This is a genomic window from Blautia sp. HCP3S3_C12 (assembly GCF_052064155.1).
GTDB lineage: Bacteria > Bacillota > Clostridia > Lachnospirales > Lachnospiraceae > Blautia_A.
The window spans coordinates 187,625-199,188 of record NZ_JBQHWC010000001.1 but is presented as its reverse complement, the minus strand read 5'-3'; the positions used below and the strand labels follow the sequence as shown (position 1 = coordinate 199,188).

Genomic DNA, 11,564 nt, shown 5'->3' with positions numbered 1-11,564 from the left:
GCCGTCACTATTATTTTAATTATATCTAATTATCATGTAATTATCAAGTGATTAGATGAGCTAACTTGATTTCTTTCAATTATGCAAAAATCTGCCCAGTGGATTAAGAATCATCAAAAAGTTAAACAATCTCTCGAAAGGGAATAATTTCACGCACAATTTTATAATTTCTGTGTGTGAAATTTTTTATTCTGGATTTCGACACTCGATATTTACCAAAAAATATATAAAAGTGTGATTGCAATCGCAAAATTATGAATTATTGTGTGATACATCCAAAAAATCAAGAAAAGCCGGATACCACTTCTTGCGAAGCAGCATCCGGCCTTGTTCTATGCTTTATTATTCCATAACCTCAACCATCATCTTGGCTCCCAGCTTAAAGCTGCTCTGGAACAGCAGGCACTCTACCATGGTCTGATGCTCATGGACAGCATCCGTATAACGGGAAAAAAGTTCCTTCTGCTCTTCCGTCATGATTGCCAGAAGTTTTTCCTCGTTTCTGGTAATCAAGCGGAGGGCTTCTTTCAACTCCTTGCAGGCGGCTGAAACATACTCTGTTGGCTCGATATTGCCATACCAGAATTCTTCCAGGATTCTCATACTGCACCCTCCCCGTAAATCAGCTCCCGGAGAATGATCTCCTCTGCACGATTATGAATGCTGTTCATGGCTCTGACCCAAGCCATCTGGTCACTGGCTTTCAGATCCTCTGTCACGCCCTCTGCGACCTTCATCTGCTCGATAATACATTTCAGGTGACTTTGTGCCTGCTCGTTCAGATTGGCAAGGTAAGTCCAGATCTGCCCCTCCAGAACCAGATCGTTGAACATCATTGGATTGTGCTCTTTCAGATACTCTCGGTGCATCCGCCCATATTTTCCGATAGGGCGTTCCTCATTGGGAAGCTTCAGATCCGGGATGTAGTAATCTCCAACCAATACATATTCCATATTGTTGATTCGTAAAAGGAACACTTCAGGAAGTAACTGAACAGTTCTACATTGTCAGAAACTTATACTATAAAAGCAATTATATTCCTCTCAGACATTTTGTCTTGTCTTTTGATCCATATTATGAATACGATATTACGCCTTTTCAGGCATATCAGATTGCTAAAAAGGTATGTAAAATCTTTGCGAACGCACAGTATCAGGTTATCTTCTCCGTCCATGAAAATACCAATCATCTTCACGTTCATATCCTTGTAAACACGATAGTTTTGACTAATGGTATGCTCTATAACTGTGATATGCATAATTTCTATGCCGTCAGAGACCATGTTAAATTTGTTCTGCAATCATACCGATTATGGTATGGAAATCGTCCACTACTTTTACATAAGCAGCCTTTCCTATAGAAGTATTCCTAGCAATACCCAGATTATCATTATATAAACAATTAACTTGAATAAATATTTTCTTTATAGTATTATAAATGCGGAGCATTAGTTTATTATGGTAGAACACCTTTTATGGAGGGAGGTCCCGGTTCAATTCCGGGATGCTAAAGCTCATTAAATCTTTAGTGATTTTTAGCATCTCGAAATTCCTGATATATTACTATGGCAGAAGAAATATTCACAGCAAGTACTGAAAATTTAAGAGATTTAAAAAAACAGCGAAAAAGAATTTGTGCTTTAGTTAATAGAGCCATTCGTGAAAAACAAGATCCTGATTTAATTTCTCTGACAAAAATGTATGCTCTTCTTTATTCTGCTTATGTCGAAACTTCTTTCTTAAAACTTATTCATACGCCCAAGGCATTTACAGAGTCAGAAATCATTCAAATAATGGCTGAACGTAATTTAGAACAAAAATGGTTAAAATGTGTCGATCTTGCATTTAATAAACTTAATACAACTAATTTGGGAGAAGTTGCAAATAAAAAACAAACATTACACAGACTTCTACACGAATATATTATTGACCCCAGCCAAATAAGAAACAAAGTTGCACATGGGCAATGGGTTTATTGCTTAAATAATGAATGTACAAAAGTAAATCACGATACAACTGCCCTAATGGCTAACTTAGATTTTGTTAAAATCGAAAAATACTTTTGTATATATGATAAATTCCATCAATGTATTTTAGATTTACTTATATCACACCGAACACATTATAGAGACTATTATCAAATAATAACAGAACTACAAGATTATGTTGATTCAACAAAATCTTGGTCATTAGAAACGAAAAAACATCAAATACTATCTTCTTCAAAATATCAAAATTATAAAGAAAAGAATTATGGTAATGGTACTCATTAAACGTCTTACATTTATAAAATCCCTCAGGAATGTTCCGAGGGATTTTTCTTTCAATTTAATTTCTTTAGCCATTCATCAGGTTCTATAGCTGACACTATAGAAGTCTCAAAATCTTCGGTATTTCGAGTAATTATATAATTTGCCGAAACTTCCTCGGCACATCTGTCCTGCAAACAATCTTCAAAATCTTTGAAGTTATTCATCTTAATAGCTTTCATGACTGCTTCCTGAGATGCAGACGCTACTTTTAGAATCTTGCAGACCTTTTCTAACCATGATCTTCTTGTCTCTGCTGGAACTTTTCTGAGAATGTACCACAGATTAGGCAAAGAGTGAAATGCTATATATCCCTCTGCTTCTCCAGATGCACATTTCTCCATCACATGCAACGCAGAATCGTAAAACGGTTCTCTTGCAACAAGAAAATCAATAATTACATTCGTATCAATCAATACTATCATATTTTTCCCTTCTTGCTGCTTCCAGCTCGGCATCCGGATCAAAGTCATCCGGCAAATATTTTTTTGCTTCACTTCTGGTAGCTACCAGTTCTTTAAACGCCTGCATTTTTTCATCTGGTTTCTGAGACGGATAAATAACACTGGTATATGTTTTCTTTGGTATTAATCGCCGAATCACTTCAATCAGAAAGCCTACATTATCATCGGACATATCCTGAATCATCTGAACAGCCTGCTCCTGTAACATAGTCATATGATACACCGCCTTTCCTTATCATTTTATGCAAATCATTATTTTCCTACTTTAATTATAACTGCTTTACACCTGTTTCTCAATCAATATTTTCCATGTATCAATTTTACTACTTTCTTCGACGAATTTTGTTCACCGTTATAGCCAATCCATCATGTCCATTTGTTTTTAGCTCATCGTTTATCATACTTTATATAGTTTTACTTCACATTATTTAATCAATATATAGTATATAAATCAATATCGAGATACTAGGAGACAAAATATTCCACTGCGTTCTCAGGGAAGAATTCTTTCATCTCACCGTAAAGCTGCGCCGCGAGAGTTTTGTTGTGGGCGAGGATGAGGGTTGGTTTGTTTAGCTGGGCGATGACGTTCGCCATGGTAAATGTCTTGCCGGAACCGGTGACACCCAGTAAAGTTTCGAACTGGTTGCCTTCTTTAAAGCCCCTGACCAGACGCTCAATTGCCTGGGGCTGGTCTCCAGTTGGCTTGTACTCGGAATGCAATTCAAAATGATCCATAATATTCTCCTGTTTTAATCAAATTTCACTTATCAAAAATTGAAATATGTTTAATATGGTTATATTTTCAGTATATCATCCCATATAAAAAAAGTACAGAGCAAGCGAATACCTGTTCTGTACTTTAACGTGTCGCGTTACTGTTCACTCTGGCTGCGTGAATTACTCGGTAACTGAGTTACCAGAGCATCTGAATTAAGGCGGGATACCGCCTTTTTTCAGGGTGCATCCATGGCACCACTACTGTTTGCTCTTTAGAGCTATACAGCTACTTTTATTATTTCCGGTGTTTTCAGTCCGGTTACGGACAGTTCTTTTTTTACTCCGGATACGGAGTGATATTTTCTCAGGATATTATATGCGCCTACGGCATCTGCGTTATAGGTTCTGTTTCCATCTCTATACAATCCTCTCTCTTTCCGGTTGGACGGCTCTGCATATCTTTTCCCCACTTTCGGTGACAGCGGACTGCACTGGCTGGTATAACTTTCTTCCTGTTTTATAAAACGGATCCCATATCTTTTCAGCTTATATTCCAGCATGATATAGATCCTGTTATACGGCAGGCTGTGGAACTTCTGGTTTGTCCTGTTTCCCAGGTCTTTTTCTCTCCGGATGTTCCGGATATCCCCTGTAACGACACAGGTGATTCCCTGTTCCCGGCAGTATTCTGCAAGATATCTTGTGATCTTGTGCAGATAATCCGTTACTGAGTCTTGTTTTCTCTTATATAACTTCCTGATATGTTTTGATGTGACCGGGTGCTTTACTCCCTTTCCGGACTGCTGTCCATACCACTGGGCCTGCACCCTTGCGATCTCTTTATAGAAATATCTTTCCAATTCAAGGTACTTCCTGCCCAGGATAAACGTCTTCCCATTTTCAGAATCATAACACGTCATAAGGTTGTGAAGCCCCAGATCAATAGACAGTTCATGTCCGTTCTGTGGAAGTTCTTCCTGGTCAGGAACCTCATAAACAACAATAATTTTACAGCTTCCCTTCTCCGGCGGATAGATCCGCAGCTGTTTGATCTGATCCATGCCCCTGAAAATCTTATTTTCAAGGTAAAGAAAGTTTTCATGGATCTGATATGTTTCTTCCATATATTTTTTTAATGTCTTTGGAAGGGACAGGCGGACTCTGTCCGTATCCCGTTCATGCACGATCCCCATCTGCATATAGGTAATGGGGATACTTTCCTGCTTAAACCGTGGCGGCCTGGGAGTCTCGATCCCCCCGGATCTTTTCAGGGCATAGAAAGACTTCCATGCCTTGTCCAGCAGCCTGCAGACTTCCTGGGCAGTCTGGGACGGGAGCTGTTTATACCACAACTCCTCTTTATGGGCTTTTTTCTGATAATACCAGTCCGGATACTGCTCCATCCCTGTTTCTTTGTAATGCTGACGCTCGTAATTACAGACATTCCAGAGCTTGGATGCTGCATAGCACATATGCCCGATGAGATTCGCATATTCCCGGCTGACCTTTATGGATGTTTTCTTTGACAGCAGCATTTCCTCTCCTCCATCGTATCAGTAAGCTTTGCTCTGATGTTCGATATACCTGCGGATATTTTCTTCCGATACAGATCCGACCGTTTCCACATAATAGGAATGGTTCCACAGCTCCCCTTTCCAAAGCTGGTTTCTTATTTCCGGAAAACGTTCGAAAAGCTTCCTGCCGGAGATCCCCTTCAGGTATTTCACGATCGCAGTTATGGATAATTTCGGAGGGGCTGACACAAAACAGTGTACATGGTCTCCTTCCCCACATTCAAACAGATGGACCGTAAAGCCCTTATCTTCTGCGATCTCCTGCACCAGTTCCTGCAGATATGCCTCGACCTCCGCATTTAATATCTTCCGCCGGTATTTTACCGACCATACCATATGGTAATTAATATTGCACACACAAGTGCGGTAACGTATAAGATTTTCTTTCATACATATAGTATACCATGATATCAAAAATTTCGCAATAAAATATCGAACATATTTTCTTTTTTATAATACCGGATACAGTTTTTTATAGGCTTTTTATAGGGAGAAATTGAATGAAAACCGTTTTGTTATTTTTATTTATTATGAGTGCAGATATGCACAGTTTGCGCTTTCATCTCGGTAATTGAATTGCCGAGGATTCCCGCTTATTATCCTAAAACCGAACAAATAGTCTTCTCAACTTTTTCTGCATCAACAGGTTTTGCAATATGTCCGTTCATTCCTTTTGCCAGTGCCTTTTTTCTGTCTTCCTCAAAGGCATTGGCTGTCATGGCTATGATTGGAATAGTGGCTTTGTCTTTATCTGACAGTCCGCGGATCATCTCAGTTGCCCTGTAGCCATCCATATTCGGCATCTGGATATCCATAAGGATCAGGTCATAGGTGCCTGCCGGAGACTGTTCGATTTTGCGGACACACTGAAGGCCATCTTCCACTCTGTCAACTACCAGTCCCGCAGTCATCAGAATTGCTGTTGCAATCTCTGCGTTCAGATCGTTGTCCTCTGCAAGCAACACATGCTTTCCTCTAAGGATTTCTGCTGAATCATCTGTTTTTTGCTCTGATCTTTTTTCATAACATCCTGCATCTGCAATCCTGTGCTGAAGTATGACAGTAAAACGGCTTCCTTTCCCGGATTCGCTTTCTACTTCGATGGTTCCGCCCATCATATCAACCAGGTTTTTCACAATAGACATTCCCAGTCCGGTTCCGCCTATTTTTCCGGCTGTTGTATTCCGTTCCCGACTGAAGGACTCAAAGATAATGGGGAGATATTCTTTGCTCATGCCAATTCCGGTATCCGTAACCTCTGTTTTTATCCTTACATATCCTTCCTCGCTACATGGAAGTTCTGTGGTTATCAGAGATACGGTGCCACCGTCCGGTGTATACTTAATTGCATTGCTGAGAAGATTAATCATAATTTCTCTTATCTTGGTGCTGTCACAGATAATATGCTGGTGTACCACATTATCCTCATGTAAAAAAGTAATCCCCTTCTGTTGTGCTTCCTCTTCGAAAACATCATAAAATTCTCTCAGTATGCTGCTTACTTTTACATAATCCTCATCCAGTTCCACCCTGCCACTCTCAATCCGCGCCATGTCAAGCACATTGTTAATGATCGATAAAAGCATATTTCCTGACTGCTCTATCTTTTTCTGATAATCCAGAAGTTTGGGATCTGTCAGTCTCTTTCCAAGCATCTGGTTGTATCCCAGGATCACATTCATAGGTGTACGGATATCATGAGACATATTATTCAGGAAATTGGTCTTTGCCAGATTCGCACTCTCTGCCTTTTCCACAGCAATCTGCAACTTTTTGTTCAGTTGTTGTGTTTCATCTGCAGCCTGTTTTGCAGCAGCCTCAGCCTGACGCGCTTTTTTCAGCAAGCCCAGGATTGATATCAGAATCAGCATAATAACCACTGCACTGCACAGTAAAACCACAGCCAGATTATCCTTTACAAATTTTGCCAGAGTGACCTTTCCCGGTGTACTCTCATACATGGCGATGGCACTTGTAAGCATATTGGAAGGCATGGCTTTAATGGTCTTATTCAGTATGGACAGCAGGTAATGATTACCGCTTTTTACTGCGAAAGCCGACTTCTCAGGGTTAGAAAGAGGCAAACTATATAAATTGTATTTTTCACTGTAATCCAATGCAGACGCAACTCCTGTAACAAATCCGTCTGCCTGCTTCTTTATCACAAGATTTGCCGCATCATCCACAGAATCACACTCTACGATTTCCCACTGAGGATAGTAATATTCAATATGCTTTTCCAACGGCAGATCATCCTTTGGAACTGCAATACGGTTTGATTCATTCTCATTAAAAGATGTCTTATTGGTGACAGCCATCAGATTATAGGTCCAGGCTGTATTGGTAAAAGCGAAGTGGTATTCCTCTGCTGTATCCGGATTCTGACTGAAATGAAAGATCATATCAATTTCATCCGATTTCAGGGCTTCAGTCTCCTCCTCGTAGCTGTTATATTCTGTCAGTTTAAAATCCAGCTTCTGGTTTCCCAGACAGCCTGCTGCATATTGAATATAGTCAGTCATTGCACCGCTGAATCTGCCGTCAGGCATCTCTATGGTGCTGATGCCTGTATCATCTTTCAGGAATCCGATGCGGATGGCCCCATGCTCTTTCAGCCATTTTTTCTCCTCACCGGAAAGAATCGGTGTATAATCCATGGAAAAATACTGCTTATACAAATCTGCCAGGTAAAATGGATTATCATCCTCCAGTCTGCGCATGGCATTATCCAGTTCTTCTTTGATCTCCGGATGATCCTTGTTGATCGCATAATAAATGCCAGATTTTCCCACATTTACAACTGTGGAAATCCCCTGGGCAGCCCATAAAGACTCCTCCAGGGAAACAAAGGCATCGATTTCATGATCTGCCAGCTTTCTTTTCACATCATCATTATTGGCTATATTCACATGTGTTGTTTCCAGGTTATATTTCTGCTCCCATTCTGTGAGCATGACTTCCGGCTGGGTTCCTTTCAGCACACCGATCCGTTTTCCATTCAGTGTCTGGAAATTATAAGCTGAAATATCCGTATCTGAAAGATCTACATACAGATAATATTTCTCCTCACCCATAGGTTCATCGGAAAACAGCATCTGTTTTGCGCGTTCCTCTGTATAGGAAATATCACCCATAATGTCAAATTCACCGTTTATAAGCTTTTCAAAACAGTTGGACCAGTCACAGGTGACATACTCAAACTTCCATCCTATATAGCCGGACAGAGTTTCCAGAAGCTCATATCCATAGCCCTTCCTTGCACCTTTCTCATTGACATAATTAAAGGTGTCCTCAAAGGAGCCTACGCGGACAACTCTTTCCGTGGTTTCTTCCTCCGCAGCTTTTGCTGTGGCAGGTGTCGCACACAGGATGCAGGTCAGAATCAGACTTAGGACCATGCATATGCATACAATCCTTTTTCCTGTTCTGCTCATTGATTCTTTTTCTTTCATTTAATTTCTGTATTCCCTTCCCAGTCTGTCGATTGCCTGAAATGTGTTTGAAAATACCTTCCACAAGAAATGATTTTTCAAACACGCTCTGAGGTAATCCATACTATCACTTAAAAGTATTCTGCAGAATTTCTCTCATCTTCTCAATATCCACAGGTTTCGCAATATGTCCGTTCATTCCTTTTGCCAGTGCCTTTTTTCTGTCTTCCTCAAAGGCATTGGCTGTCATGGCTATGATCGGAATAGTGGCTTTACTTTTATCTGACAGTCCGCGGATCATCTCAGTTGCCCTGTAGCCGTCCATGTTCGGCATCTGGATATCCATAAGGATCAGGTCATAGGTGCCTGCTGGTTTCTGTTCTATCCTTGACACACACTGAACTCCATCCTCAACACGATCAACCATAAGTCCCATATCCTCCAGGATAAACTGTGCGATTTCCGCATTCAGATCATTATCCTCGGCAAGCAAAATATGTTTTCCGCTGATTCTGTCTGTTTCATCCACATCTGAAGATTTTTCCGTATCCTGTTCATAGTAGCTCTTATCAGCAATCCTGTATTCCAGGGTAACTGTAAATTTACTTCCTTCTCCCTGCTTACTTTCTACCTCAATAGTTCCGTACATCATGTCAATATACTTCTTTATGATCGGCATTCCCAGACCTGTTCCCGCAATCTTTCCGTCTGTTGTATTTCGTTCCCTGGCAAAAGCCTCAAAGAGAGATGGAAGGAATTCTTCGCTCATTCCGATACCTGTATCAATTACCTGAGTCCGTATCCGCACATAGTCTTTCCTGTCACAGTCAAGCTCTGTGATCCTTATGGTAACTCTTCCCCCTGAAGCTGTATATTTTACCGCATTACTAATCAGATTGAGGAAAATTTCCCTGTTCTTCGTCTCATCGCAGATTACGTGCTCATGCTTGACATCGTATTCCATCTTAAGGTGAATACCTTTTTTCTCCGCTTCCGCCTGGAAAATTTTGTAAATTCCCTGATAAATATCTCTGATCTTCACATAATCTTCATCCAGTTCCACCTTACCGCTTTCAATCCGGGCCATGTCCAGCACATTATTGATAATAGACAGCAGCAGATTTCCGGACTGTTCCATCTTCTCCTGATAATCCAGAAGCTTGGGATCAGTCAATTCCCTTTTCATCAGCTCACTGTATCCCAGCAGGGCATTCATGGGTGTCCGGATATCGTGAGACATATTGAAAAGGAAATCTGATTTGGCGGCATTGGCCTTTTCTGCCTGAATCTGGGCTTTTCTCGCTTGTATCAGCAGATAAACTATAATCCACACAATAATCAAGACCACACTTACAAACCAAATGGAAACTACCCGCAGATTATCCTTTATGTATTCTGCCAGAGTAACCTTGCCAGGTGCGTTTTCATATACGCAAAACTGACTGGAAAGTCTGGAAGCAGGCAGAGTCTGAATGGTTTTGTTCAGGATATTCATTAATGTTGTGTTTTCCCTGGTGACCGCAAAGCAGGAAGCGCCGGATTTCGTAAGAAAAATACTGCGCATTTTGCTGTCTTCCAGTGTCTTTAATGACTGTCCTGCCTTCGCAACAAAGCAGTCTGCCTCTCCACTTTGAACTGCTTTATCGGCCTCAGCAGATGAGTCATATTCCTTTATTTTCCAGAAAGGATAGTTAAAAGAAATATACCACTTCCCCAGCAGGTTATTCCTGCTCACTGCTACTGTATTATCTTTATTTTCATCAAACTTCTTAACACCGGTGAGTACTGCAACATTGACTTCAAAAACAGTATTTGACAATATAACATCGTTTTGCTCTGATTCATATGAAAAATCATATCAATCCTGCTATCCTTTAATGCCTGCAGTTCTTCCTCCTGAGAATCAAAGCCTGTCAACTGAAATTCTATGTTTTTTTCTCCCAGACAGCCAGAAGCCAGACTAATATAATCGTTAATAATTCCTACCGGTTTCTCTGACTCCGTATCCACAAGGCTGATACCCACATCATTTTTCAGATATCCAATCCTGACCGCCCCATGCTGTTCCAGCCAGTTCTGCTCCTCATCCGTAAGAGTTTCAAGGGAATTTGCGGAGAGATACCTTTTATAAAGATCGTCTTTATAAAAAGGATTCTCCCTCTCTATCTTCTGCATTACCTGATCCAGCTCTTCTTTCAGATCCGGGCGTTTTTTGCTGATTGCAAAATAGTTATAGGAGCCACCAATCAGAATAGCTGGTGAAATATCGTCTCTTTCCCACTGTGGAGATTCATTTAAAACAAATCCGTCAATTTCATGATTTTTTAATTTCTGACGGACATCGTCTACACCGGTAATATCAACCTGCTGCGTGTTCACTCCATGACTTTTCTCCCACTCATGGAACATTTCGGCAGGAAGTGCATTCGGCAGCATACCGATTCTTTTTCCATTTAATGTAGTCAGATCTGAAGTGGAGATATCTGTATTAGAAGTATCCACATACAGGTAATATTTATCCTCTCCCATAGGCAATTCTGAAAAAAGCACGGAAGTGGAACGTTCCTCTGTATAGGAAATGCCTCCCAGCAGATCGATCTGTCCATTTTTCAGCATGCTCATCAGTTCTGCCCAGCTTCCCTCCACATATTCATATTTCCATCCGGTATGCGCAGCTACTGCCTGCTGGTATTCGTAGCTGTAGCCTCTCCTCTGACCGTCTGCTCCTGTGGTATTATAAGTTCCTTCATACCAGCCTACTCTGACTGTTTTGGATTTTGCTTCCTCTGCTGATACAGGAAGGGGAAGCACAGTAATATATAAAATAAGGCATAATAAAATGCAGATATGTCTCTGTACATTTAACTTAAACTTTTTCATATAACTTTCTCCAAATGATTTTGTGTCTGTCCGGTGAAGATATCTCAACAGATTATTGCCTTTTTCATTTACTTCACCCGGGTTATGGAAACATGTATCATGCTTCTGCAGATATCATACCTTATTTTCCGTCATTGCAACAGCCCTATATTTATTTTTTATACTCATTTTTCAGTTTTCAAATAAT

At 40.5% G+C, this 11,564-nt stretch carries 10 protein-coding genes and 2 pseudogenes; 2 read left to right on the top strand and 10 right to left on the bottom strand.

All coding sequences use genetic code 11. The features are described from left to right. Window positions 1-342 precede the first annotated feature (342 nt). Both ACTNDS_RS00950 and ACTNDS_RS00945 read right to left on the bottom strand, forming a co-directional pair. Complete coding sequence (locus tag ACTNDS_RS00950; RefSeq protein WP_441032646.1) at window positions 343-603, bottom strand: DUF6809 family protein; 261 nt, start codon at window positions 601-603, stop codon at window positions 343-345. Continuing rightward, window positions 600-953 (bottom strand): TnpV protein, encoded by a 354-nt coding sequence (locus ACTNDS_RS00945; protein ID WP_441032643.1) that lies wholly within the window; start codon window positions 951-953, stop codon window positions 600-602. The genes ACTNDS_RS00950 and ACTNDS_RS00945 overlap by 4 nt, the downstream gene beginning before the upstream one ends. 29 nt (window positions 954-982) lie before the next feature. Between ACTNDS_RS00945 and ACTNDS_RS00940 the strand changes: the two are divergent. Further along, a pseudogene (locus tag ACTNDS_RS00940) lies at window positions 983-1,360 on the top strand (relaxase/mobilization nuclease domain-containing protein); the annotation flags it as partial. 204 nt (window positions 1,361-1,564) lie between these two features. Continuing rightward, a complete protein-coding gene (locus ACTNDS_RS00935) occupies window positions 1,565-2,272 on the top strand; it encodes a hypothetical protein (protein WP_441032641.1) in 708 nt (235 codons plus the stop codon). Between the two features lie 50 nt (window positions 2,273-2,322). Here ACTNDS_RS00935 and ACTNDS_RS00930 read toward each other — a convergent pair whose 3' ends face one another. The 8 genes and pseudogenes from ACTNDS_RS00930 to ACTNDS_RS00895 form a co-directional block, all read right to left on the bottom strand. Next, the gene (locus ACTNDS_RS00930; RefSeq protein ID WP_441032638.1) at window positions 2,323-2,733 is read right to left on the bottom strand and encodes a type II toxin-antitoxin system VapC family toxin; all 411 of its coding nucleotides are present in this window, start codon (window positions 2,731-2,733) and stop codon (window positions 2,323-2,325) included. Next, on the bottom strand, window positions 2,717-2,986 hold the full coding sequence (locus ACTNDS_RS00925; protein WP_441032635.1) for a hypothetical protein: 270 nt from the start codon (window positions 2,984-2,986) through the stop codon (window positions 2,717-2,719). Before ACTNDS_RS00925 ends, ACTNDS_RS00930 begins: the two co-directional genes overlap by 17 nt. A 254-nt stretch (window positions 2,987-3,240) precedes the next feature. Next, window positions 3,241-3,510, bottom strand: a pseudogene (locus ACTNDS_RS00920) (DEAD/DEAH box helicase family protein); the annotation flags it as partial. Window positions 3,511-3,770: 260 nt separating this feature from the next. Then, window positions 3,771-5,027: an RNA-guided endonuclease InsQ/TnpB family protein gene (locus ACTNDS_RS00915; protein ID WP_441032632.1), complete on the bottom strand. Its 1,257-nt coding sequence runs from the start codon at window positions 5,025-5,027 to the stop codon at window positions 3,771-3,773. Window positions 5,028-5,045: 18 nt separating this feature from the next. Next, the gene (gene tnpA, locus ACTNDS_RS00910) at window positions 5,046-5,456 is read right to left on the bottom strand and encodes an IS200/IS605 family transposase (protein WP_441032630.1); all 411 of its coding nucleotides are present in this window, start codon (window positions 5,454-5,456) and stop codon (window positions 5,046-5,048) included. 206 nt (window positions 5,457-5,662) lie between these two features. Further along, window positions 5,663-8,518, bottom strand: coding sequence for an ATP-binding protein (locus ACTNDS_RS00905; RefSeq protein WP_441032627.1), 2,856 nt, complete (start codon window positions 8,516-8,518; stop codon window positions 5,663-5,665). A gap of 106 nt (window positions 8,519-8,624) precedes the next feature. Next, window positions 8,625-10,316 carry an ATP-binding protein gene (locus ACTNDS_RS00900; protein WP_441032625.1) on the bottom strand — a complete coding sequence of 564 codons (1,692 nt, stop codon included), beginning with the start codon at window positions 10,314-10,316 and terminating at the stop codon, window positions 8,625-8,627. Beyond that, window positions 10,235-11,377, bottom strand: coding sequence for a transporter substrate-binding domain-containing protein (locus ACTNDS_RS00895; protein ID WP_441032622.1), 1,143 nt, complete (start codon window positions 11,375-11,377; stop codon window positions 10,235-10,237). The genes ACTNDS_RS00900 and ACTNDS_RS00895 overlap by 82 nt, the downstream gene beginning before the upstream one ends. Window positions 11,378-11,564: the final 187 nt, after the last annotated feature.

What these genes read in the sequence shown, in the direction of transcription:
- ACTNDS_RS00895 (WP_441032622.1), bottom strand. Translation starts at nt 11,377, where the DNA reads ATGAAAAAGTTTAAGTTAAATGTACAGAGACATATCTGCATTTTATTA.
- ACTNDS_RS00930 (WP_441032638.1), bottom strand. Translation starts at nt 2,733, where the DNA reads ATGATAGTATTGATTGATACGAATGTAATTATTGATTTTCTTGTTGCA.
- ACTNDS_RS00915 (WP_441032632.1), bottom strand. Translation starts at nt 5,027, where the DNA reads ATGCTGCTGTCAAAGAAAACATCCATAAAGGTCAGCCGGGAATATGCG.
- ACTNDS_RS00905 (WP_441032627.1), bottom strand. Translation starts at nt 8,518, where the DNA reads ATGAAAGAAAAAGAATCAATGAGCAGAACAGGAAAAAGGATTGTATGC.
- ACTNDS_RS00925 (WP_441032635.1), bottom strand. Translation starts at nt 2,986, where the DNA reads ATGACTATGTTACAGGAGCAGGCTGTTCAGATGATTCAGGATATGTCC.
- ACTNDS_RS00935 (WP_441032641.1), top strand. Translation starts at nt 1,565, where the DNA reads ATGGCAGAAGAAATATTCACAGCAAGTACTGAAAATTTAAGAGATTTA.
- ACTNDS_RS00950 (WP_441032646.1), bottom strand. Translation starts at nt 603, where the DNA reads ATGAGAATCCTGGAAGAATTCTGGTATGGCAATATCGAGCCAACAGAG.
- ACTNDS_RS00945 (WP_441032643.1), bottom strand. Translation starts at nt 953, where the DNA reads ATGGAATATGTATTGGTTGGAGATTACTACATCCCGGATCTGAAGCTT.
- tnpA (WP_441032630.1), bottom strand. Translation starts at nt 5,456, where the DNA reads ATGAAAGAAAATCTTATACGTTACCGCACTTGTGTGTGCAATATTAAT.